Below are 23,204 nucleotides of genomic sequence, written 5' to 3'. Positions count from 1 at the left end.
CATGCAGCGCACCCTGGTGATCATGGCGAAAGAACCGCGCCCGGGCCGTGTCAAAACCCGGTTGGGGCGCGATATCGGTATGGTCGGTGCGGCGTGGTGGTTTCGGCATCAGACCCGCTCTTTGATCCGGCGCCTGCGCGATCCGCGCTGGCAGATCGTGCTGGCGGTCTCGCCGGACCGCGAAGGGCTGACCAGCCGCATCTGGCCCGCTGATCTGCCACGTGCGCCACAGGGGCGTGGGGATCTAGGCGATCGTATGGGGCGGATGCTGCGGGAAATGCCAACAGGGCCAGTCTGTCTGATCGGTGCGGATATCCCAGGGGTTACACGGGGGCATATCGCGCGCGCGTTCCGGGCATTGGGGCGCAACCAGATGGTGTTTGGTCCGGCCCCGGATGGCGGATATTGGCTGGTCGGGGCGCAACGCATTGGTGCCCTGCCACAGAGCCTGTTTCAAAACGTGCGCTGGTCGACGGAACATGCGCTGGCCGACACGCTGGCCTCGATCCCCGGATGCCGGGTGGAGATGCTGGATCAGCTGCGCGATGTCGACACGGTTGCTGATCTGCAAGCCTGACCCTTTTTGGTCATGACGCCGCCGCATCTCCGTGATAGGCCGAAATCATGACTCGCATCCCTACCAAGCAAGAGGTCCTCGATTGGATCTCAGCGAACCCCACCCTGACCTCGAAACGCGACATTGCTAAAGCCTTTGGCATCAAGGGCGCGGATCGGATCGACCTGAAACGGATCCTCAAGGAACTTGAGGCCGAAGGGCATCTTGAAAAGCGCAATCGCAGCTATCGTGACCCGGATCGTTTGCCGCCTGTCAGCGTGTTGCAGGTGAAGGCGCCGAATGCCGATGGTGATCTGTTCGCGCGCCCGCTGGAATGGCATGGCGAAGGGGTCGAGCCGGTTGTTCTGATGATCACTCGCGCCAGTGACCCGGCGCTGGGTGAAGGCGACCGCATTCTGGCCCGTCTGACCGTGGTGCATGAGGAAGACCATAATTACGAGGCCCGCCTGATCCGCCGGATCGGAACCAACCCGCGCAAGATCGTCGGTATCTTCCGCAAAGGGACCGAGGGCGGACGGATCATGCCCATCGACAAGGCCGGGCAGAACGAGTGGTTGGTCAATGAAGGTGCCGTACTGGGTGCAAAAGACGGTGAGCTGGTCGAGGCAGAACAGGCCGGACCCAAGACCCGCATGGGCCTGCCACGTGCCCGCATTGTCGAACGGCTGGGCGACCCGTCGGCCCCCAAGGCCGTGTCGCTGATCGCCATTCATCAGCATGGCATTCCCGATGACTTTCCCGACACAGTGATTGCAGAGGCCGACAAGGCCAAACCCGTTGGCCTGAAAGGGCGCGAAGACCTGCGCGATATGCCGCTGCTGACCATCGACCCCTCAGACGCGCGGGATCATGATGACGCCTGTTTCGCCCATGCTGACGATGATCCTAAGAACCCCGGGGGGCATGTTATTTGGGTCGCCATTGCTGACGTCGCCGCCTATGTGCAGCCCGGTACGGCGCTGGACCGCGAGGCGCGCAAGCGGGGCAACTCCAGCTATTTCCCCGACCGCGTGGTGCCGATGCTGCCGGATCGGCTGTCCGGTGATTTGTGTTCGTTGCACGAAGGCGTCCCGCGCGCGTGTATCGCCGTGCGGATGCAGATCGACGCCGAGGGCAACAAGATCGGCCACCGGTTCGTGCGGGGGCTTATGCGCTCCGCCGCCTCGCTGCATTATGCCAAGGTGCAGGAGGCCATCGATGGTGCCCCCAATGACCGCACCGGGCCTCTGTTAGAGACCGTATTGAAGCCGCTCTATGCTGCTTATGCTGCACTGAAAAAGGCGCGGGGTGTGCGGCAACCGCTGGAACTGGACCTGCCGGAACGCAAGATTATCCTGAGCGATTCGGGCGACGTTCAAAGCGTGGCTTTCCGCGACCGTCTGGACGCGCATAAGCTGATCGAAGAGTTCATGATCCTCGCCAATGTCGCTGCGGCTGAAACCCTGATCGCCAAGCGCCGCCCGCTGCTGTTCCGTGTCCACGAAGAACCAGCACCCGAGAAGCTGGAAAGCCTGCGGGAAACGGCTCAGGCGGCGGGGTTGAATTTGGCCAAGGGGCAGGTGTTGCAGACCCGCCACCTGAACGCACTGCTGAATGCGGCTGCGGGCACCGAGGATGCAGAGTTGATCAATCTGACCACCCTGCGGTCGATGGCGCAGGCCTATTACAACGCTGAAAATTTCGGCCATTTCGGGCTGGCGCTGCGGAATTACGCGCATTTCACCTCGCCCATCCGGCGCTATGCCGACCTGATCGTGCACCGCGCGCTGATCTCGGCCCATGGCTGGGGTACCGATGGGCTGACCGAGGATGAGATCGCCCGGCTGGACGAAACTGCCACTCATATCTCGGATACCGAACGCCGCTCGATGATGGCGGAACGAGATACGACCGACCGGTATCTGGCGGCTTATCTGAGCGAGCGCGTTGGGACTGAGTTCTCGGGTCGGATCAGTGGTATCGCCCGGTTTGGGGCTTTCGTGAAAATGGACGAGACCGGCGCGGACGGTCTGGTACCGGTGCGATCCTTGGGGCGCGAGTTCTTCCATTTCGACCGCGAGGCCGGAACCCTGATGGGGTCGGACACCGGGCTGATCATAGCCATCGGCCAACGCGTCACCGTGCGTCTGACCGAGGCGACACCTGTGACGGGCGGGCTGGAGTTGGAGCTGTTGTCGATCGACGATCAGGCCCTGCCGACGGGGCGCGGAGGAGCATCCAAGCGCCCAACGCGACGCAAGGCGGTCAGCACCAAGCGCAAGAAGGACAAGATCAAACGCAAGGTGGAACGCAAACGCCGTCAGAAGTGATTTCGCATCTCGGGAACAAGGCGAATGTAAGTTAGCCTTTTCCGGGAAGGTGATAGGTCAACGCGCGGGCGATCAGCCAGCCATGGCGGGTGGCGTCGATCTGACCCGGGTCATCAAACAGAACAGCGCGGTTGCCGTCTATCCGATCTTCGCCCGGAAAGGCCGAGGTGAAATCGCCCATCAACCGGCTTTGACAATGCACGAACAGGGCAAAGCGGGCTGCTTTGTGCCCGCCCAATCGGATCGTGGATCCCTTGGGCGCCAGATAGGCGGGCTGCCCCCAGCGCAATGCCTCTTGCAACGGCTGCGCGCGGGGCAACGAAGTGGCGGTTTCCAGGATCAACTGACGCAGTGCAAGCGCCCCGACACGTGTGCCTTCGGGCAGGGCTTGATAGGCCGCTGCCACTGCGGGATCGTCAAATTGTGTCATGACAGCGGTATCGCCTGCTCCATCCGGTCTATGTAGTCGCTCAACAGCTTATCCTGTTTGATCCGCTGGGTCAGCGGTGTATTGGCCGGCGTCGCGCGCATCGCGGCAAGCATCGGGGCCACGCTCATATCCACTGAGGTCGGGGTTTCTCCCATCAGATAAGTCGACTGCCACAGATAGGCCGAGATCGCCTCAAGATCGCGTTCCAGCCTATCCTGACGTTCCGCATCTGAGAATCGAGAGACGCCCTGAAACCCCAATCCTTTAACAACGTTCTTGCGGATAGAATTGGCAACTGGTTTGCGGATCAGGGCGGGGATGCCAGTGAAAAAGGTCTTATACAGAATCGGCCAGACTTCGTCATTGGCCCAACGGTCCTGAACGATCTGAAAATACAAATGTTCCTCAGCCAGGCGGATCAGAGCACGAGATTGGGCTTTTTGCAGATCGCCCAGCCCGTGATCAAAATCGGTGCCTTGTGTCTCAAGCCAGTCGCGGATCAGGTCGCTGTCGGGGATCAGACGCTGGGGCGTGCGCAGAACCGGCAGCTTTTGATGCGGCATCTTGCGCGGGTCAAGAAGGTCAGATCGCTGCCAGCGTTGGCCCGATGTTTGCAGCATTAGTGCGGTTTTCACGCAAAACGGGCTGGCGCTGAACAGGCCAAAGGCAGAGGGGTAGGTCAAAAGGGTCAGCATCTTGGGCTCCATCATGGGGATATGTGATGGGTACGCCGGCCTAATGACAGTTTTTGTCATTAGAGATAAAGTAACCTGCATTATGACCCGCACCGCCCGTTTGTTCCAATTAATGCAATCCTTGCGCTCTGGCCCGTCGCCAAGAACGTCGATTGAGCTGGCTCAGGATCTGGGCGTTTCGCCGCGCACGATTCACAGAGACATCGATTCATTGCGTAGCCTCGGCGCCGTGATCGACGGAGAGGCGGGGTTCGGGTTCACCCTGATCGAGGACGCCACCCTGCCACCGCTTGGCTTCACCGATGATGAGCTTGAGGCCCTGGTGCTTGGCCTGCGCGAGGTACAATCCATTGGTGATCCCGGCCTCTCAGAGGCTGCCAGCGAAGTCCTACGCAAGCTGCAGGGTCGTTTGCCACCGCGCCAGTCTCAGCGCCTCAGCCATGCGGTGCTGACCGCCACACGGTTTGACCGGCCGGCGAAACCAACGGTGGATGTCGCTGAACTGCGGCGGGCCACCTGGGACGAACAGACGATCGAATTTTCCTATTGGGATGCCAAAGGCGATGAGACCCATCGCCGCGTAAATCCGTTGAGCATCGTTTACATGGACCGCGCCAGCGTGCTGATCAGCTGGTGTCTGTTGCGGCAGGATTTCCGCGTGTTTCGGTTGGATCGCATGCAAGAGATGCAGATTACCGGGGCCTCGTTCCGGCCCAATCGGGTCCCCCTGCTGCGCGAAGCTCTGAACCGGCTGCGGTCCGAGCGAGAGGCGAGAGACCGCGACTCGGAAAGCTGAGCGCTTTGAGATTTGCCATTTTTGCGCTATCCTGTGGTTGAGCAGTTATCAGGAAATTCGGAATGCGTAGATGCGTAAGCGGCGTTATGACCGCAGCATTATGGGCATCCATCGTACAGGCGGAGTCCATCAAAAGCCCGGAAGGGCCACAGCCGATACAATTGGCGTCGGCTGATCTTACAGTCTCAATCCGACCGGTCGTCCGACCATCGGAGGAAATGTATCGCGTGTCAGAGGAAAGAAGCGCCCGGTTTCAGGCGTGGCTTGGTGATTTTCGGGCGAGGGCACAGGCGCAGGGCATCCTGCCCGGGACTTTGGACCGCGCGCTTGCGGGGCTGGCCTATGACAAGGACATCATCAAGCGCGATCGTAATCAGGCTGAGTTTACCAAGCCCATCTGGGACTATCTGGATGCGGCCGTTTCTGATCGGCGCGTCGCGGACGGTCGCGCGGGGTTGGAACGCCATGCCGCGGTGCTGACCCGGATTGAGGCGCAGTATGGCGTCGAAAAAGAGGTCGTGGCCGCGATTTGGGGGCTTGAGACATCTTTCGGCACATTTCGGGGGTCGGATCAGACGATCCGTTCGCTTGCGACGCTGGCCTTTGATGCCCGACGGGCTGAGTTCTTTGAAACGCAACTGATTGCCGCCTTGCGGATCATTCAGGTAGGCGATGTCAGCCCCGCAACGATGATCGGAAGCTGGGCCGGAGCAATGGGGCATACGCAGTTCATACCGACCGCGTTTTTGGATCACGCCGTGGATTTCGACGGTGATGGGCGGCGGGATATATGGGCGGATGACCCGACCGACGCGCTGGCCTCGACAGCGGCCTATCTGGCGCGTCATGGGTGGACCAAGGGACAGCCATGGGGTGTTGAAGTGCGCCTGCCCGCCGGGTTCGATTTTGCGGCCGCGAGACGCGATTACACGCTGCTGCCGTCAGACTGGGCGGCGCTGGGCGTGGTTGCGTGGGATGGACAGCCGCTTGCGGATCATGGTCAGGCAGCGATCTTGTTGCCAGCGGGTGGTGAAGGCGTTGCATTGATGGTCTTCGAAAATTTCCGCGTGATCGAGCAATACAACGGTGCAGATGCCTATGTGATCGGCATTGGACATTTGTCCGACCGTCTGGCGGGCCGCGCGGCGTTTCAGGCCGAGTGGCCTCGGGGTGATCGGGCGTTGAGCTTTGCTGAGAAGAAGGAATTGCAGCTCCGGCTGACCGAAGCCGGGTTCGATACGCAGGGGATCGACGGGCGCACCGGCCCGAACACCACCGAGGCGGTTCGGGCCTATCAACTGGCACAGGGGCTTTTGCCGGACGGCTATGCGTCCGCGCCGCTGTTAGAGCGGTTGAGGTAGGGGAGGGGGCTCTGCCCCCGTCGCCTGACGGCGCCTCCCCCGAGGTATTTTCAGCCAGATGAAGCTGCGCGGGTCAGGAGGCCGCTTTCATCAGGCCCTGTGCGATGATCTCGGCCTGTGCCTCGTCCAGAGATTTGTGGATGCGTACGAGCATCTCATCAATTTCCGCGGGTGTCAGAACCAGCGGAGGAGAGATGATCATCCGATCGCCCACATGGCGCATGATCAGGTTATTCGCAAAGCAGCGGTCGCGGCAGATATAGCCGACTGTACCCGGATCGGAGGCGAATTTGGCGCGGCTGGCCTTGTCCGGGGTCAACGCAATCGAGGCCATCATGCCGACGATCTTGGCCTCGCCCACAAGCGGGTGATCGGCCAGCGCCTCCCATTTTTCCTTCAGATACGGCGCGGCCACATCGCGGACATGCTCGACGATCTTTTCTTCTTCGAGGATGCGCAGGTTTTCCAGTGCCACGGCGGCGGCGACCGGATGGCCGGAATAGGTGTAGCCGTGATTGAACTCGGTGCCACCAATGACCTCGGCGATTTCATCGCTTACGATGGATCCGCCAATCGGCGCATAGCCCGAGCTGAGGCCTTTGGCGATGGTCATGATATCGGGGCGAATGCCGACGGTTTGTGACCCGAACCAATTGCCGGTGCGGCCAAAGCCGCAGATGACCTCATCCGCGATCAACAGGATATCGTATTTGTCACAGATGCGCTGAATTTCAGGCCAGTAGGTATCCGGTGCAACGATCACGCCACCTGCGCCCTGAACGGGTTCGGCGATAAAGGCCGCGACGCGGTTTTCGCCCAGCTCCTCGATTGCTTCTTCCAGCTCACGCGCGCGGGCCAGGCCGAATTCTTCGGGTGACATGCTGCCACCTTCGGCCCACCAGTTTGGCTGGTTGATATGGTGGATATTCGGGATCGGGATTCCACCCTGCGCGTGCATCCCTGCCATGCCGCCCAACGACGCCGAGCCGACCGAAGAGCCATGATAGGCGTTATGGCGGCTGATGATGATGTTCTTGTCGGGCTGGCCTTTTTCGGCCCAATAGGTCCGAACCAGACGGATGTTTGTGTCATTCGCCTCAGACCCGCCGGCTGCAAAGAACACATGGTTCAGATCGCCCGGCGCAAGTTCCGCGATCTTCGCGGCCAGCGCGATGGCAGGGACGTGGGTCGTTTTGAAAAAGGTATTGTAATACGGCAGTTCGCGCATCTGGCGGGCTGCGACCTCGGCCAGTTCATCGCGACCATAGCCGATATTGACACACCACAGGCCCGCCATTGCATCGAGTATTTCTTCACCCTCGCTGTCCGTAAGGTAGACGCCCTTCGCACGGGTGATCACGCGCGCGCCTTCTTTCCCTAGGGCGCCATTGGCCGAAAAAGGGTGCATGTGGTGGGCGGCGTCCAAGGCCTGCAGCTGGGCCGTGGGCAAATGGTTTGTGATGGTCGACATCGGAAAATCTCCTGCAAGAGCGATTGGCAGCTACAATATGATCAAATTTTTTCCTGTCAATCGAATCGGACAGATCTAAGCGTTGACTAAGGCGTCTGCCATCAGCTCCATGCCCTGTTCGATATCTTGTGCGGTTGCTTTTGCTGCCATATCCGCGTCCTGATTGCGCAACGCCGAAATGATATCCTTGTGGCGGTCCGGCAGGCTCTGAGTGCCGAATCTACCACATACAACGCGCAAAGACGGCCCGAATCTAAGCCACAGGCGCTCGGCCAGATCATTGAGAATCGGGGCGTTTGCATGGCCGTAAAGCGTTTCGTGAAACCGGTGGTTGAGGCGCAGATAGCCGCTGACGTCTCCATCGCTGATAGTGCGATCCAGACGTTGGTCGATCTGCTCAAGATGATCAATGTCCTGAGGTGTCACATTCGCAGTTGCACGCCTCGAAAGCTCTGATTCTATTTTGATTCTTGAATAAATCATCTGTTCGACGTCGCCGTCGGTCAGAAGAGGAACACTCACTCGGCGGTTGCCCTGAAACACCAGAGCACCATCGGATATCAGGCGCCTGATCGCCTCCCGCACAGGGGTCATTCCAACACCCAGCGAATCAGTGAGACCCTGGATCGTGACGGGTTGCCCCGGCACCAATTCACCGTACATGATTTGTGATCTGAGGGTATTATAGACCTGTTCATGCGCAGGTCGTTTTTCACGCGCACCGTCAGTGCTGGATGCCTTATTTTTGATCAAATCCAAGTGGTTTGCCCTGTTTCCCGCTATGTTGACTTGTCAGGTTTCTGACCTCGTGAAACCATACGACGGATCGTGCGAAAACGCAAAACTTGATCAAATCCAAAAAAACGGGAAAATAGCGCGTACACTTGCAGGGAGAATAATATGACAATCAAAACGCTGACCATGACAGCGGTCATCGCATTGGGGACTTCGGCGGCCTTCGCTGAAGAGGTGCGTGTTTACAACTGGTCCGACTATATCGACGAAGAGCTTCTGACAAAGTTCGAGGAAGATACCGGTCTGACTCTGATTTATGATGTTTTTGACAGCAACGAGGTATTGGAGACCAAGATGCTGGCCGGTGGATCAGGCTATGACGTGGTGGTGCCTTCGGGTACTTTCCTTCAGCGTCAGATCCAGGCTGGAGCCTTTCAGGCGCTTGACGCTGCACAGCTGTCGAATTCAGGCAATCTGTGGGATGTGATTCAGGAACGTACTGCCGGGTATGATCCGGACAACGCCTATTCTATCAACTACATGTGGGGCACAACCGGGCTTGGTGTAAATGTTGGAAAAGTGCAAGAAGCGTTGGGCGAGGATGTTGCGCTGAACAGCATGGATCTGGTTCTGAAACCCGAGAATATGGAGAAACTTGCATCCTGCGGCGTACATTTCCTGGATGCTCCGGCAGAAATCATTCCGATGGTTCTGCAATATTTGGGTGAAGACCCGGACAGCCATGACAAAGATGTTATTGGCAAGGCCGAGGCGGTTTTGACCAGCGTTCGACCGCACATTCAGAAGTTCCACAGCTCGGAATATATCAACGCATTGGCCAATGGCGACATCTGTGTCGCCGTGGGGTGGTCGGGTGATATCCTGCAGGCCCGCGATCGTGCGGCCGAAGCCGATAATGGTGTTGAAATTGAGTATCATCCCTTTGCTGAAGGGTCGTTGATGTGGTTCGACCAGATGGCGATTCCGGCTGATGCTCCGAACCCGGAGGGTGCGCATAAATTCCTGAATTTCATTCTGGATGCCAACAATATGGCTGCGGCCTCGAACTATGTTTACTACGCCAATGGCAACAAGGCTTCGCAAGAATTTCTTGAGGAAGACGTGATCGGTGATCCGGCCATCTATCCGGATGATGCGACCATGCAAAACCTCTATATCACGACGCCTTACCCGTCGAAGATACAGCGGGTCGTGACCCGTTTGTGGACCAAGATCAAATCGGGCACCTGATCCGGCTTGTTTCAGCAGGGCGGACCAACCGCCCTGCCATTCTTTTCAGATTGCCGAACGGGGGCCGTTTTGAATTCTACTGTTTTTGTGCCGTGGGAAGACCCACAGGCGAAACCTCTGATCCAGTTCCAGAATGTCACCAAACGGTTTGGTGAGTTCACGGCCATCGACAATCTGTCCTTGGATATATTTGAGAAAGAATTCTTTGCTCTGCTAGGGCCCTCGGGCTGCGGCAAGACCACGATGATGCGAATGTTGGCCGGGTTTGAAAAACCGACCGAAGGGCATATTTTGCTGGGCGGGCAGGATATAGATCCCATTCCGCCGAACAAACGGGCTGTGAACATGATGTTCCAATCCTACGCCCTGTTTCCGCATCTATCTATCTGGGAAAACATCGCCTTTGGTCTGCGTCGGGACAATATGCCAAAGCATGATCTTATGGATCGTGTCGAAGAGATGTTGCGCCTGACCCGGCTTGAACAATTCGCCCGTCGCAAACCGCACCAGATCTCGGGTGGTCAGCGTCAGCGCGTGGCGCTTGCGCGATCCCTGGCCAAAGCGCCAAAGCTGCTGTTGCTGGACGAACCTTTGGGGGCGCTGGATAAGAAACTGCGACAGGATACGCAATTCGAGCTGATGGATATTCAGGAAAAGACCGGCACCACCTTTGTGATCGTGACCCATGATCAGGAAGAGGCGATGACCGTGGCCAGCCGGGTTGCGGTAATGGATCAGGGTAATCTGATACAAGTGGCGACACCCGACCGGATTTATGAGAATCCCAGTTCGGTCTATGTGGCCGATTTCATTGGCGACGTGAACATCATCCAGGGCAGGGCCACGGCAAGCGCCGATGAGACCTATCAGATTGACTGGGCTGAAGGTCAGGCACCTTTGACTGCGTCCTCGACCACAGAGTTTTCGAACGGTCAGCTCTGTCATCTGGCGATCCGCCCCGAGAAGGTGACGATCTCGGTTGATCGTCCAGCGGATGCAATCAACGCAGTGCAGGGCAAGGTGCTTGACATTGCCTATCTGGGCAATCTGTCCACTTATCACGTCGAACTGAATAACGGCACGATTATCAAGGCGCAGACGGCAAATACCCGTCGCATTTCGCGTCGTTCCTTTACATGGGAAGACCCGGTCTGGCTGTCCTGGACAGCCACCGCCGCGGTTCTGTTGGCGGATTGATGCGCCGCGCCCTTCTGATCGCCGTCCCGTATGTCTGGCTTTTGGCGCTGTTTCTGGTGCCATTTTTCATCGTTCTGAAAATCTCGCTTTCGGACACGGAGCTGGCCATCCCGCCTTACACGCCGACACTGGATCTATCTCAGGGCTGGGCCGGGCTCAGGGATTTCTTCAGCCAGCTGGATTTTGAGAATTTCGTCTGGCTAACCGAAGATGACCTGTATTGGAAAGCTTACCTGTCCAGTGTCAAAATCGCGTTGATTTCAACCATACTGACTTTGCTGGTGGGGTATCCTATCGCGTATGGCATGGCCCGCGCACCGGCTGAGTGGCGCCCGACGTTGATGATGTTGGTAATTCTGCCGTTCTGGACGTCGTTCCTGATCCGGGTCTATGCTTGGATGGGTATTCTCAGCAACGAAGGTTACCTGAACCAACTGCTGCTGTGGACGGGCATCATCTCGACCCCGCTGACCATTCTGAACACCAACACAGCTGTCTATATCGGTATCGTCTATACCTATCTGCCCTTCATGATTCTGCCGATCTATTCCGCGCTTGAACGAATGGACGAGTCGCTGATCGAGGCCGCAGAGGATTTGGGCTGTTCGCGTATTCAGGCCTTCTGGCTGATAACGATCCCCTTGTCACGCCCGGGTATCATCGCGGGTTGTTTCCTGGTGATGATTCCGGTGATCGGCGAATTTGTGATCCCATCATTGCTCGGGGGATCCGGGACATTGATGATCGGCAAAGTGTTGTGGGAGGAGTTCTTCTCGAACCGCGACTGGCCGGTGGCCGGTGCCGTGGCAGTTGTGCTGTTGCTGATCCTTGTGATTCCCATCGTGCTGTTCCAGCGCAACCAGCAGAAACAGACGGAGGCTGAGCAATGAACAGGTTAAGCTGGTTCAACGTCGTCTCGTTGACGCTTGGTTTCGCGTTTCTCTATATCCCGATGCTCATTTTGATCATCTTCTCTTTTAACGAAAGCAAACTGGTCACGGTTTGGGCTGGATTTTCGACCAAATGGTATGGTGAGTTGGTCCAGAACGAAGCGTTTCTTGATGCTGCCTGGGTCACCTTGCGGGTTGCAGTATTCTCGTCGACCCTAGCCACCATTCTGGGTACGGCGGCGGCTTATGTGCTGGTACGCGGTGGGCGGTTCTTTGGCCGGACTCTGTTTTCAGGCATGATCTATGCGCCTCTTGTGATGCCCGAAGTGATCACTGGCTTGTCGCTTTTGCTGCTGTTCATCGGAATTGGACTGGACCGGGGTATTTTGACCATCGTGCTGGCACATACGACCTTTTCAATGTGCTTCGTGTCGGTTGTTGTATCCTCACGTCTGGTCACGTTTGATCAGTCTCTGGAAGAGGCAGCGTTGGATCTTGGGTGCTCACCCGCACAAGCCTTCCGTCTTGTCACCCTGCCGATCATCGCCCCGGCGGTGATTTCAGGCTGGCTATTGGCTTTTACGCTGTCGCTGGATGATCTGGTGATCGCATCATTCACATCGGGCCCGTCAGCCACGACTCTGCCGATCAAGATTTTCTCAGCTGTGCGGCTGGGCGTCAGCCCTGAAATCAATGCGCTATCCACGATCATGATTGCGGTCGTGACGGTCGGTGTCATAGCAGCATCTTTGGTCACCAAGCGCGCGATGGTTCGGCAAAAACAGGATGAGATGGCGGCAGTGCGTGCGGAATGAAACGTCTGTTCCCTGAGTATACCTATGGATCTGGACCGCGAACAGGGTGCTGGTGGGATGAAACTATCGCAGCACCAGACTGGCCGGTGTTGCAGGATGATCTGAGCGTGGATGTCGCCATCATCGGCGGCGGGTTCACAGGTGTTACAGCCGCGCTTTTCCTGGGGCAGGCAGGCCTATCCGTCGCAGTTCTCGAGGCGGAGACGCCGGGGTGGGGTGCCTCGGGTCGCAATGGTGGGTTTTGCTGCCGAGGTGGGTCAAAGCTGAGCGATCGTGGCATGGCTCGGCGATATGGGGTCGAGGGGGCCGAAAGCTTTGCCCAGGCCGAAGTGGATGCGGTCAATCTTGTCGCCGACCTGCTTGAGGCGCATCAGATCGAAGCGGACGTTCATTCCAAGGGCGAGACCGCCCTGGCCCACACCGCCCGCGCCATGGAGAAATTGCGACGCTCGGCGGATGACGGGGGCTGCTTGCATGAGGCGGCCGACCTGCCCGGGCTCGGGTTGGGAGGGGATTTTTTCGGGGGCTATAGCGTGCCGGTCGGATTTGGTCTGAACCCCCGGAAATACCTGTTCGGCATTGCAAATGCGGCCGCTTCCGTTGGGGTCCGATTTTTTCAGAAAACCATGGCCAGAGACATCACCAAAACCAGCGCGAGCTTTGATGTTCGAACCGGGTCAGGGCGGATCAAAGCGTCGAATGTACTGATCTGCACCAACGGATATTCCAGTGAAAACATGCCTGAATGGCTGTCTGGGCGCTATATGCCAGCGCAATCAACCGTTCTGGTGACCCGCCCATTGACCGAGGCTGAGGTGTCGGCGCAGGGCTGGACCTCGGATCAGATGTCTTACGATACACGAAATCTTCTGCACTATTTTCGTCTTATGCCGGATCGACGGTTTCTGTTTGGGATGCGCGGTGGCCTGCGCTCATCACCTAAGGCCGAGGCTGCGATCCGGCAAAAGGTGCAGCGTGATTTCAAGGCCATGTTTCCGACATGGGCCGATGTGGACGTGACCAATATGTGGTCAGGGATGGTGTGCCTTACCCAGGATCTGACGCCGTTCGCAGGGCCCGTTCCGGGTCAGAATGGGATGTTTGCCGGGCTGGCCTATCATGGAAACGGTGTCGCGATGGGTACCTATTGTGGGCGGGCGCTTAGTCGCATGGTGCTTGGACAGGATGCGGAATTGCCTGAGCCAATGGCCCGACCCCCGCGGCGTTTTCCACTTGGGTCCTGGCGGCGGGCGCTGATGCCGCCAGCCTATGCGTTAATGGCACTGGCCGACCTCTGACACTCACAAAGCGGCCAGTTCCAGCTCGAGCCCTTGTTCATAATCCGGTGCCCCATGTTCTGCGCGCCATAGGCAGTAGGCCGCCATCCTCCACCCGTACCAGCGGCGCAAAGACCGGTAGCGGATTACGGTTTCCTGCCGGTCATAGGCCGAAAGAAAGGACTGTTGCTCGTCGACGGTCAAAACCGCACCTCTGTAAAGATATTGCATGGCGGGTGACAGGAACAGCGCAAGGTCCTCGCAAGGATCACCAACGGCTGGGCATTGCCAGTCAATCAGCGTCAGACCAGAGGGTGCGACGAGGATGTTTCCCGCCACCGGGTCGCCGTGAATCAGGCAAGTGTGATCCGACCGCAAAATATGATGCTGTGGTTGCATCTTTTCCAGCTGAGCCCGTCGATCCGATGTGCACATCGCCAGAATGCTTTGACCATGTTCGGCCAGATCTGCGCTACCGTTTTTACCGGTGGGTGCGTTCTCTATGTTTAGGTTGAGCGAATGCAGGCGGTGCAGCAACCGGGCCACTGGGGCCGGGTCAGACCGCCAGGGGGTGCCCTGTGCGTGGTCGTAGAACACCCAATATCCGTTGTCATCTTGTCCCGTTGCCCGCAATCGCGGCACAACCCCAGAAGAAGCCAGTGCCCGCAGACAGGCGGCTTCCAATGCGGGATCGTTGCGAAACAATGGGTTTTCCAGGTCCGAGCGGTACAGTTTCAATACTTGATCACTGTCGTCGCCCAGCACCTTCCACACCCGGTTTGTCCTGCCACCATACAGAGTTTCGAACTGTGCCCCAGCGCTGGCAAATCCGAGCCTGACAAGTTGAGCAACAAGGTCGCGCGGTGGGGACGGTATTTGAGGCAGGGAGATCACCAATCAGTCAACGAGTCGGGCATTGCCTTGGTTTCGCCTGTCGTTAACCGTAGATCAAGCTCCTGTTCGCACCGCAGTGACTATTCCTGCTGGCACCACCTCTCCGCCAGCAAGCGTCAGCAACACTGCATCAGTGCCGACCTGCGCCTCCAGAACCTGATTATAAGCTGCGGCGATGCGTTCAGACAGCAGTTCATCGCCGTCATAACTTTCCATCGTTGCAGTGTAATTTCCTGCCGGTAACGGGGCGCCATCGTCATCGGTTCCGGCCCAGACAAACTCGGATTCCGTCGTTGAAACAGCGATGCGTTCAACGACCTCGTCGGACTCGTTGCGGATCACCATATAGGCGCTGTCCGCCCCGGGGTCGGCCTGCGCATACAGCGTTTCTGGTGAACCGTCGAAATGAAAGGCCGAGGCGGTTCGCACATCCATCCCGACCCAGCTGGCAAGCTCTTCAAGGTTTACACTGCCAAGCGAATAGGCAAGCGCTGAGAGCAGATCGTTGGTTTGAACCTGCTGCTCGACCATCGAGAACTGAGCCAGTTGCGAGGCGTATTCTGATGAATCCAGCGGCTCCAGCGGGTCTTGGTTGCGGGCCTGGGCGGTCAGCATCAGAAGGAAGGTTTCAAAATCCGAGGCCAGACCGGACGTTCCAGATTGCGCCGAAGATTGGGTCTGTGTGGCGTTAGCGCCTGTATTCTGTGCGGGTGTGATCATGCTCAAAGCCTCATATCAACGCGGCCACTATGGCCGATCCGGGTTAAGACCGGCTCGCTGGCCTGATCCATTTCGGTCTGGGTTGTATTCAGACCGGAATCTGCGTGTCTATCCGCGCTTTCGGACTGGCCGTCTGACGAACCACCCAGATTGAAAGACAGATCGCCAAGCCCGAGGTTTTTGAACTCAGCCTCAAGAACCGAAAGATGTCGCCTCATCATTTCCAGAGTTTCCGGCCGCTCGGCTGCGATCGTCATTTGCAACCCGTCATCCCGGCCATTCATGACGATTGAGATCTTGCCCAGCTCTTCCGGATTCAAGGTCAGTTCAATCGTGCCGGATTGTGGTCTTGCATGTATCGCAGCGGCCATTTGCCCCGCGATTGCCCGCGCCGTTTCTGCCCGTGCTGAGGTTAAAAAGTGCTGATGGCTTGCTGACGTATCTCGTGCCGTTGAAAATGGCTGGCTTTCGCGCGCGGGCAGAATCCCCTCGGCATCCGGGTCTGATACCAAATCAACGTCCTGCACCTTGGCAGACGCCATCAGTTGTATTTGAACAAATGTCGGAACGGATTGTGTTGTCGGCGGTGAACCGGTGGCTTTGGGAGCCTGAGCCGCATCGGGTGTATCTCGCGAAACCAGCTTTGGTTCTGGCACTTCGGGTTTTCCGGGCGCAGAATCCGAGGGTATCGACGCCTTGGTCCGATAGCCCTTTGCAATAGTGGTTTGCGGCAGATTGTGTTCCGGTTTTTGCTGTGCGGTTTTCGCCTGCAACAAAGCCGGAACCTCAGATCGGGCGCGCTGCGCCGCGTTTCCAGGCGCATCACCCCTAGGATCGGGGGCCGCATTGTTTGGCGCTGCGAATATTACGGCCTTGTCAGGTTCGGGCAGCGATGTCGGCGTTTCCTCAGGTGCCATCTCTTCGTCCTGCGCCGACGCGCGGGCGGGCGGGTCAGTTTCAGGTTTTCCCGACAGGCTGGTCGCAAGATCAACAGAGTCTTCTTCGACCACATCCTCTTCAACCTGCACCTCGGCATTAATGGTCAGTTCGGGCACGTCCTCATTCAAGCTGTCACCTTCGGAACGCTGCAATTCCTGCTCCATTACCTCAGCAAAGGTGTCAGCCCCTTCCGAGATTGGGTGTCCCTTGGCGGCAGTTTCAGATTTTGCGGCGCTGGCGGTCGAGGATGTGGACAATATAAGAGGGTTGGGCATTTTGCTCCGGCTCCGGTTTGCGTAACCAGGAATTTGCCCGCAGGAAGTTACGTTTATTTTAACCGCTTTCATATTTGATCCAGAAAGTTCGATGCAATTTTCGGAGAAAGCGATGAAGCTATCTGGTATTCCAGCGGCGCCGCAGCCCTTGTCTGTTGAGCAAAAGCTGAAAGATGCTGCGGTAGAGCTTGAGGCGGCGTTCCTGTCTGAAATGCTTAAGTCCGCAGGTCTGGGCGAATCCCGAGATTCGTTCGGCGGCGGTGCGGGTGAAGACCAGTTTTCATCGTTTCTTGTTCAGCAGCAGGCACTGCAGCTTGCCAGGTCCGGCGGTGTTGGCCTGTCCGAAATCCTGTTTCAGTCCATGAAGGAGAATACCAATGCCTAACAAGTCTGAACATGACCTGATCAAATCTCTTGAAGAAGTTCTGGACCTTGAACGCAACGCCTTGGTGACCGGGGATCTGGATCGGTTGAATCACATGGTCCCGGAAAAGGAAAAGCTGATCGGTGCGATCAATGATCTTGAGGTGATTGATAGTGATGAACTGATCGGGGTTCAAAAGAAAGTCGACCGGAATCAGGCTCTGCTGAACAGTGCGGCCGAAGGGATTCGGGCGGTTGCCGGGCGCATGGCTGAACTGCGCCGAGTGCGTCAGGAATTCAGTACTTATGGAGCGGATGGGCAACGCAGCGATTTTACCGTTCGCAGTCACGCAAAGCTGGAAAAGCGGGCCTAGCGCGAGGATTGAATCAAATCCGAGCTTTCTGATTTTCGAGTCTTAGCACTCCGTTAGGAGATCGGCGTCAAAGGTGATCCTGCATCTGGAAACTCAGATGGCGCGAACAGCCCGACGGCGGGTCGCAGTGATCAGAAAGACGTCAAAGCCCGTACATGTTGCGGGGTAAGCAAGGGCGCAAAAGGCCCGAACGGAAAAGGAAGAAAGCTATGTCCAGCATTCTGACAAACAACGGCGCAATGGTTGCGCTGCAAACCCTGAAATCGGTCAACAAGAACCTGGCGCAGACCCAGAACGCGATTTCAACTGGTAAGGACGTCGCCACAGCCAAGGACAATTCAGCCGTCTGGGCGATTTCCAAAGTCATGGAGTCGGACGTTAAGGGGTTCAACGCCATCAAAGACAGTTTGGCACTGGGTGAATCGACCGTTGCGGTGGCCCGGAATGCGTCCGAGACAGTCACTGACCTGCTGTCCCAGATGAAAGAGAAGATCGTTGCGGCACAGGAAGACAACGTTGACCGCGGCAAAATCAATGACGACGTGACTGCTCTTAAAGATCAGATCGCATCGGTGGTTGGAGCGGCGCAGTTTAACGGGCTCAACCTGGTTGACGGTTCGGCGGGTACAGCCTCGATCCTGTCGTCTCTGGATCGTGACTCCAGTGGCAACGTAACCGCATCTTCGATTTCGGTGGCCTCGCAGAACCTGTCCACAGGTGGGTATGCCAGCAAAGGTGTTCTGGCCGGCTCGGACAACGTCACAACCGACAATGACGCCGCGGGCTTCACGATGGACAAAGCTGGTGGAACCGGCGACATCGTGGTGGACAGTTCAACGGACAACTTTGCTGCTGGTGACAAGATCTCGATCACTATTGGTGACAAGGTTGCGTCCTACACGGTGCAAGCTGCTGATCTGGACCCATCTGGAACATATGACGCCGCTTATACGGATGCCATTGTTGCCGTTGGCCTGAAAAATCAGATCGATTCCTTGGGGATCACGGGTGTCGCAATCGACTATGACTCGGCCAACCCGGGCACTTTGACATTTGTAACCGGTGCTGCGACGGCTGGCGCCGACGCTGATCGGGACGTTACTGTCTCGGCGCAGTTCACCAATGCCAATGCAGGTGGCCTGGGGGCGTTGGCTTCGATTGATGTTTCGACAGATGCTGGTGCTCAGGCGGCGCTGGGCACTATCGAAACCTTGATCGACACGTCCATTGATGCATCTGCGGCGTTTGGTTCGTCTCAGGGCCGGATCGAAACGCAGAAAGAATTCATCTCGAATCTTTCTGACTCGTTCAAGTCCGGTATCGGAGCGCTGGTTGACGCCGATATGGAAGAAACTTCGGCCCGTCTGCAGGCCCTGCAGGTACAGCAGCAACTGGCAACGCAGTCGTTGTCGATTGCCAACCAGGCGCCGCAGTCGATCCTGTCTCTGTTCCGCTAAGTTCAGGACCCTGGCCGGGGCGTGGAGACGCGCCCCGGCTTTGACCGCCGTAAGACGGCCTTTTGGAAGGATTTCAAGTGACACCGCAAACTCTTGCACAACGCGTCTATGCGCAGACCGCTGCTCCGACGCGCACACCGCGTGATACGGAATATGAGGCGATTTCCAAGATCACGCATCGGTTGAAGGCTGCGGCCGCGCGGCACAAAACCGACTTTGGAGCGTTTGTTCAGGCTTTGCATGAAAACCGGAGGCTTTGGTCTGTGTTGGCAAACGGGGTCGCCGATTCCGATAACGCCTTGCCGAATGACCTTCGCGCCCGGATTTTCTATCTAGCTGAGTTCACCGAACAGCACAGCAGCCAGATACTCAGCAATAAGGCTTCGGTAGAGCCTCTTCTGGAAATAAACATGGCCGTTCTTAAAGGTCTTCGGCAAATGGGTGCGAATTGATGGCGGGTTTGGTATTGAAGCTAGCACCAAAAGAACGCGTGCTGATTAATGGTGTAGTTGTGGAAAACGGCGATCGTAGAAGTCGGTTTTCAATCATGACACCACAGGCAAATGTCCTGCGTTTGCGCGATGCGATACATCCTGATGAGGTGAACACACCCGTTCGCAGAGTGTGCTATGCGACGCAACTGGTTCTGTCTGGAGACATGGAAGCTGAAAGCGCCCGCCAACAACTGCTGCGTCGGGTGGAAGAGTTGAGCCAAGTGTTTACGGATGCGGACAGCCGCAGAGTTTTGGCCGAGGCAACCGAAGCCTTGTTGGCCGAGCAGTATTACAAATGCCTTAAATCCCTGCGTGCTCTGCTACCGCGAGAAGAGCGCCTCATGGCCTACCAGCAATGACCTTTCAGCCGGTCATACCCTCAGGTGGCATTGTTGGCTGGCGGTTCCTTCAACGCACCTACGAAGGCCAGTTGAACAGCTTTTCCTCTTCGTCGGTCAATGAGCGTGAGGCGACGTATTTCCGGGAAAACATCGGCAAGGTTCAGACGGCTGAAGATCTGGTTTCTGACCGCCGGCTGCTACAGGTTGCCTTGGGCGCATTTGGTCTGGAGAGCGACATCGACAACCGCTATTTCATCCAGAAAATCCTGTCAGATGGAACGAGCGCAGATGATGCATTGTCCAATCGCCTATCTGATAAAAGATACCGTGAATTCTCTGAGGCATTTGGACTGGGCCCTGGCGAAATTCGAAGAACCATTCTTTCGACATTTATGGAGGATATTGCCCGGGACAACGTGACCTCACGCTTTGAGGTCGCCGTGGGTGAACAGGACGAGTCAATGCGCATATCCCTGTATGCACAACATGCGCTGGCTGAGTTGGCATCGCAAGACAGCAGTGGTGACACGAAATGGTTCGACTTGATGGGCCTTCCGCCGTTGCGAAAGATGATGGAGACGGCGCTTGGGCTGCCCTCAAGCTTTGGTCAGTTGGACATCGACAAGCAGCTTGAGGTGTTCAAGGATAGGTTGTCGAACCTGACTGGATCTGACGATTTAGCGCAGTTCGCGGATGAAGAGGCGATCGGGGATTTGACCGACAGATACCTTGCGCGCAGTCAGATCACGCAGCTTCAAAGCACAATTTCCCCGGCCCAAACCGCGTTGCTTCTGCTGGGCGGATAATGCTGTCCCTATCGCAAGATGCGTGAGTATCAAACGCAACTTCGCGCGACTATCCGTTCAGAATCGCGTCCGCCGAGGTTTTGAGCGCGTATGAGCACACGGGTTGTGACACGTTGTGCAGCTTGAGCTCTCCAAGTGGCAAAGCGTCTGTACAGGCCGGCACGATGTCTTTGGTCACAACAATCCTGTGATTTACGATCTTGCTGTATTCCCCAAGTCGGGCGGCGACGTTCGCAGCTTGTCCGATCACGGTGAAGTCCAACCGTTCGCGCGACCCGATATTGCCGTAGGTTACGCGCCCATAGGCGACGCCAATCGAACAATCGCAATGCATGTCGGACCCAGACTTGCGCAGCTCTCCTAACCTTTCAACGATTCCAACTGCTGATCGCTGCGCGTTTTCGCGGGCTAAAGCAGAATCTTCGCCTGCCGGGAATACAGCAAGAACAGCGTCCCCGATGAATTTCAGAACTTCACCACCGTTTTCGTCGACGATGTCCGAGACCGTTTCAAAGAAGTCATTCAGCAGATTGATATAGGCGGCGCGGCCCAGCTTTTCTTCCAACAGGGTAGAATTGCGCAAGTCGCAGAACATGATGGCTGCATCAATCTCATCCCCGTCGCCACGACGGATTTCTCCGCCCAGGACACGCGCTCCGGTCCGCTTTCCGACATAGGTTTCCAGCAATACCTGGGCGTTTTCGCGCTGCATGAAGACTTCGTAGAACCGGGCAATCACCGAGGAGCATTCGAACACCAGCCCAAGATTGGCCGTTGTGAACCCGTCGGGGTGATCGCAAGTCAGCGTCAAGACATTGGTGCGCCCGTCTGAAAATGGCAGGGGCATCGCGACATAGTCAGTCGCCCCTTTGGCGCGCAGGTCTTCCATGATTGGAAAGCTGTGCTGAGGGTTCTCGTCATTCAGCCTTTGGCGCACGCCGCCCATACCGTTGGACACGTGGCGCAGAGGGCTGTTGATATAGGCGGGGTGGTCGTGGATTTCATAGGTGGGCACATTGGTCGAAATCTCGGCCTCACCTTTTTCCCAAATATAGTGTTTGCCCGCGATCAGCGGATGTAGGGACCAGGCAAGGATACTGAGGCGCTGAATGGCAATTCCATGTTCCAGCATCTTCTCGGCCAGCGCTTTGGTGAATGCTTCGGGCGTGCTTAGATCACTGGCCCCCCGCATCAGCCAATCAATCAGCGGCCCGCTGATATTGCCGTCTTCCGGGTTGCGCAGGTTGTTTTCACCCAGCTCAATCCGCGTATATGCGGTGGGCATAAAGCCGATATGGCCCTGGATCGCGGCGCTTTCGGGCAGGGCGTTCTCGTAGGCCCAGACGGAGTTGGCCAATCGTTGATCCGCCAGAACGACATCGTGGTAAGTGGCGGTGCCTTTGAACGGGCAGAATGTCTGAAGTTCGGTCTCATCGCTGAGATCGACATGTACATCCTGACGGGGGATGTAGATCATCGGCGGCAACCGAGTTTCGTACATTACCTTGGCATCAAAGCTTTCAGCCAGAAGGATCTCATCCCGGTAGATTGCGATACGGCCGACAAGTGGTTCGACCGAGATCCCATAGCCTTTGATATTTGGAGTCACGTGAACGTTCATAATCATCCTCCCCGGCACGGGTCTTTATAGGATGGGCGTTTGATCCGTGTTTTCCAAGGGGCAGAGCAGGATTTTCCCAATATCAAATCATCTGAATGACGTCTTTTTCGATCGACAACATATAGCCTTTTTTAGCAATGTTCTTGACCAGCAACTCGCTGACCATCTGATTGCCCAAAGCATCGCGCAGGCGCTTGATCCGCGTCGCGCCAGCAGCCTCGTCACAATCAGCTGTGCTTTTGCCGGAAATCATCGCCTCGATCTGAATGCCGGATAGAACCTCGTCATCCAACCGGGATTCGGCAAGAACTGACAGGGTTTCCATCGCCGACGCTGTCAGTTTGAAATCCATGTTATTGAGATAGACGGTATTCTCTTCCCGGCTGATCAAAAGTGAAGTGACCTGAATCCCAGTGCGCTCAATCTGTGCCATGCGTCGGTTCAACAGCACCAGCATGACCAGAAACACCAGCGCAGCAATCAGCATTGCAGTGGCGAAAACCAGCAAAACAAAGATAACCATGCGGTAACTGGACAATGTATCGGCAAAGGCAGTGCCGGACTGGGCCAGAATCTCGAGTAGGCGAATCTCGGTCTGCGAGGTCAGATCACTCTCGACGAACAGACGTTCGACGCGGGCATTGAACGCGTTTGCATCTGGCAATGTCCACAACAGAAAGGCGGCAGAGGCCACAAGTATGACAACGATTACTGTGATGCCCGCGCCAACCAACCTGACGCCCGAGCGCCGTGCCTCAGTAACGGAGATAGAATTTTCCGGCATTGGCCTTCCTTTTATCCAACCCTTCCGGTCCAAAAACGGACATGACGTTCAGCAGGGTCCAGCCCGAGCCGCGCAGCCGTTGCGCGACCTCTTTTTTGGCTTTTCCTTTGCCGCAGGACGAAACCTGCATGACGCCATAATGCAGGCGCAACGGATTGTCCTGCTTGGCCTTGTAATCGGCATAGCAGTCCGCTGCTGACGCCATGGAACCAAGCGATATCAGGGCCCCGATGGCCAGAGAAGAGAGGATCTGTTTCATAGGCCGCATCCTGCGCATGGCTTTGGTTGATATTCAATAACGCAAAGGGGTTTCGCGGTCTGATATCAGATAA

Annotated in this window: 25 protein-coding genes; 15 read left to right on the top strand and 10 right to left on the bottom strand. The window is 57.0% G+C overall.

Annotated features, from left to right (window positions below):
• Position 1: 1 nt before the first annotated feature.
• Both AC2FFB_RS13135 and rnr read left to right on the top strand, forming a co-directional pair.
• Positions 2–577, top strand: coding sequence for a TIGR04282 family arsenosugar biosynthesis glycosyltransferase (locus AC2FFB_RS13135; protein ID WP_496875012.1), 576 nt, complete (start codon positions 2–4; stop codon positions 575–577).
• Between the two features lie 47 nt (positions 578–624).
• Positions 625–2,886 carry a ribonuclease R gene (gene rnr, locus AC2FFB_RS13130; protein WP_496875011.1) on the top strand — a complete coding sequence of 754 codons (2,262 nt, stop codon included), beginning with the start codon at positions 625–627 and terminating at the stop codon, positions 2,884–2,886.
• A gap of 31 nt (positions 2,887–2,917) precedes the next feature.
• Here the strand turns inward: rnr and AC2FFB_RS13125 are convergent, their stop codons facing one another.
• Together AC2FFB_RS13125 and AC2FFB_RS13120 are read right to left on the bottom strand one after the other, a co-directional pair.
• A complete protein-coding gene (locus tag AC2FFB_RS13125) occupies positions 2,918–3,316 on the bottom strand; it encodes a DUF1801 domain-containing protein (RefSeq protein WP_496689955.1) in 399 nt (132 codons plus the stop codon).
• Positions 3,313–4,011: a glutathione S-transferase family protein gene (locus AC2FFB_RS13120; RefSeq protein WP_496710126.1), complete on the bottom strand. Its 699-nt coding sequence runs from the start codon at positions 4,009–4,011 to the stop codon at positions 3,313–3,315. Before AC2FFB_RS13120 ends, AC2FFB_RS13125 begins: the two co-directional genes overlap by 4 nt.
• 82 nt (positions 4,012–4,093) lie before the next feature.
• Here AC2FFB_RS13120 and AC2FFB_RS13115 point away from each other — a divergent pair, with 82 nt between their 5' ends.
• A complete protein-coding gene (locus AC2FFB_RS13115) occupies positions 4,094–4,807 on the top strand; it encodes a helix-turn-helix transcriptional regulator (RefSeq protein ID WP_496689953.1) in 714 nt (237 codons plus the stop codon).
• Positions 4,808–4,869: 62 nt separating this feature from the next.
• A complete protein-coding gene (locus tag AC2FFB_RS13110) occupies positions 4,870–6,168 on the top strand; it encodes a lytic murein transglycosylase (RefSeq protein WP_496875010.1) in 1,299 nt (432 codons plus the stop codon).
• Between the two features lie 73 nt (positions 6,169–6,241).
• Here the strand turns inward: AC2FFB_RS13110 and AC2FFB_RS13105 are convergent, their stop codons facing one another.
• Positions 6,242–7,639 carry an aspartate aminotransferase family protein gene (locus AC2FFB_RS13105; protein ID WP_281995446.1) on the bottom strand — a complete coding sequence of 466 codons (1,398 nt, stop codon included), beginning with the start codon at positions 7,637–7,639 and terminating at the stop codon, positions 6,242–6,244.
• Positions 7,640–7,714: 75 nt separating this feature from the next.
• Positions 7,715–8,398, bottom strand: a complete 684-nt coding sequence (locus AC2FFB_RS13100; RefSeq protein WP_271949594.1) for a GntR family transcriptional regulator — start codon at positions 8,396–8,398, stop codon at positions 7,715–7,717.
• Positions 8,399–8,539: 141 nt separating this feature from the next.
• Here AC2FFB_RS13100 and AC2FFB_RS13095 point away from each other — a divergent pair, with 141 nt between their 5' ends.
• From AC2FFB_RS13095 to AC2FFB_RS13075, 5 genes are all read left to right on the top strand, one after another.
• A complete protein-coding gene (locus AC2FFB_RS13095) occupies positions 8,540–9,625 on the top strand; it encodes a polyamine ABC transporter substrate-binding protein (RefSeq protein ID WP_142637176.1) in 1,086 nt (361 codons plus the stop codon).
• 69 nt (positions 9,626–9,694) lie between these two features.
• A complete protein-coding gene (locus AC2FFB_RS13090) occupies positions 9,695–10,822 on the top strand; it encodes an ABC transporter ATP-binding protein (protein ID WP_142637173.1) in 1,128 nt (375 codons plus the stop codon).
• Positions 10,822–11,712 (top strand): ABC transporter permease subunit, encoded by an 891-nt coding sequence (locus AC2FFB_RS13085; protein WP_142637171.1) that lies wholly within the window; start codon positions 10,822–10,824, stop codon positions 11,710–11,712. Before AC2FFB_RS13090 ends, AC2FFB_RS13085 begins: the two co-directional genes overlap by 1 nt.
• The gene (locus tag AC2FFB_RS13080; protein ID WP_142637169.1) at positions 11,709–12,527 is read left to right on the top strand and encodes an ABC transporter permease; all 819 of its coding nucleotides are present in this window, start codon (positions 11,709–11,711) and stop codon (positions 12,525–12,527) included. Before AC2FFB_RS13085 ends, AC2FFB_RS13080 begins: the two co-directional genes overlap by 4 nt.
• Complete coding sequence (locus tag AC2FFB_RS13075; protein ID WP_496875009.1) at positions 12,524–13,825, top strand: NAD(P)/FAD-dependent oxidoreductase; 1,302 nt, start codon at positions 12,524–12,526, stop codon at positions 13,823–13,825. Before AC2FFB_RS13080 ends, AC2FFB_RS13075 begins: the two co-directional genes overlap by 4 nt.
• A gap of 3 nt (positions 13,826–13,828) precedes the next feature.
• On the opposite strand, the gene AC2FFB_RS13070 is transcribed toward AC2FFB_RS13075, so the two are convergent.
• From AC2FFB_RS13070 to AC2FFB_RS13060, 3 genes are all read right to left on the bottom strand, one after another.
• The gene (locus AC2FFB_RS13070) at positions 13,829–14,578 is read right to left on the bottom strand and encodes a phosphotransferase family protein (protein ID WP_496875008.1); all 750 of its coding nucleotides are present in this window, start codon (positions 14,576–14,578) and stop codon (positions 13,829–13,831) included.
• Positions 14,579–14,752: 174 nt separating this feature from the next.
• Entirely contained in the window at positions 14,753–15,418 is a 666-nt protein-coding gene (locus AC2FFB_RS13065; RefSeq protein WP_496689949.1) for a flagellar hook capping FlgD N-terminal domain-containing protein, read from the bottom strand.
• Between the two features lie 2 nt (positions 15,419–15,420).
• Positions 15,421–16,632: a flagellar hook-length control protein FliK gene (locus AC2FFB_RS13060; protein WP_496694184.1), complete on the bottom strand. Its 1,212-nt coding sequence runs from the start codon at positions 16,630–16,632 to the stop codon at positions 15,421–15,423.
• Positions 16,633–16,744: 112 nt separating this feature from the next.
• On the opposite strand from AC2FFB_RS13060, the gene AC2FFB_RS13055 reads away from it, so the two are divergent.
• The 6 genes from AC2FFB_RS13055 (at position 16,745) to AC2FFB_RS13030 (ending at position 20,467) form a co-directional block, all read left to right on the top strand.
• Positions 16,745–17,017, top strand: coding sequence for a rod-binding protein (locus AC2FFB_RS13055; RefSeq protein ID WP_496694183.1), 273 nt, complete (start codon positions 16,745–16,747; stop codon positions 17,015–17,017).
• Entirely contained in the window at positions 17,010–17,369 is a 360-nt protein-coding gene (locus AC2FFB_RS13050; RefSeq protein ID WP_281973048.1) for a flagellar biosynthesis protein FlgN, read from the top strand. Before AC2FFB_RS13055 ends, AC2FFB_RS13050 begins: the two co-directional genes overlap by 8 nt.
• A 209-nt stretch (positions 17,370–17,578) precedes the next feature.
• Positions 17,579–18,826 carry a flagellin N-terminal helical domain-containing protein gene (locus AC2FFB_RS13045; RefSeq protein WP_496692542.1) on the top strand — a complete coding sequence of 416 codons (1,248 nt, stop codon included), beginning with the start codon at positions 17,579–17,581 and terminating at the stop codon, positions 18,824–18,826.
• A 77-nt stretch (positions 18,827–18,903) separates the two neighbouring features.
• A complete protein-coding gene (flaF, locus tag AC2FFB_RS13040) occupies positions 18,904–19,278 on the top strand; it encodes a flagellar biosynthesis regulator FlaF (protein ID WP_496694182.1) in 375 nt (124 codons plus the stop codon).
• Positions 19,278–19,679, top strand: coding sequence for a flagellar biosynthesis repressor FlbT (gene flbT, locus AC2FFB_RS13035; protein ID WP_271949613.1), 402 nt, complete (start codon positions 19,278–19,280; stop codon positions 19,677–19,679). Before flaF ends, flbT begins: the two co-directional genes overlap by 1 nt.
• A complete protein-coding gene (locus tag AC2FFB_RS13030; RefSeq protein WP_271949615.1) occupies positions 19,676–20,467 on the top strand; it encodes a DUF1217 domain-containing protein in 792 nt (263 codons plus the stop codon). Before flbT ends, AC2FFB_RS13030 begins: the two co-directional genes overlap by 4 nt.
• A 49-nt stretch (positions 20,468–20,516) precedes the next feature.
• On the opposite strand, the gene AC2FFB_RS13025 is transcribed toward AC2FFB_RS13030, so the two are convergent.
• From AC2FFB_RS13025 to AC2FFB_RS13015, 3 genes are all read right to left on the bottom strand, one after another.
• Positions 20,517–22,088: a DUF427 domain-containing protein gene (locus tag AC2FFB_RS13025; RefSeq protein ID WP_496875007.1), complete on the bottom strand. Its 1,572-nt coding sequence runs from the start codon at positions 22,086–22,088 to the stop codon at positions 20,517–20,519.
• A gap of 82 nt (positions 22,089–22,170) precedes the next feature.
• Positions 22,171–22,872 carry a winged helix-turn-helix domain-containing protein gene (locus AC2FFB_RS13020; RefSeq protein WP_496689945.1) on the bottom strand — a complete coding sequence of 234 codons (702 nt, stop codon included), beginning with the start codon at positions 22,870–22,872 and terminating at the stop codon, positions 22,171–22,173.
• Entirely contained in the window at positions 22,844–23,131 is a 288-nt protein-coding gene (locus tag AC2FFB_RS13015) for a hypothetical protein (RefSeq protein WP_142637145.1), read from the bottom strand. The genes AC2FFB_RS13020 and AC2FFB_RS13015 overlap by 29 nt, the downstream gene beginning before the upstream one ends.
• Positions 23,132–23,204: the final 73 nt, after the last annotated feature.

This window comes from Ruegeria sp. YTSA219 (assembly GCF_059609985.1).
This window is presented reverse-complemented; position numbering and strand designations above follow the sequence as displayed.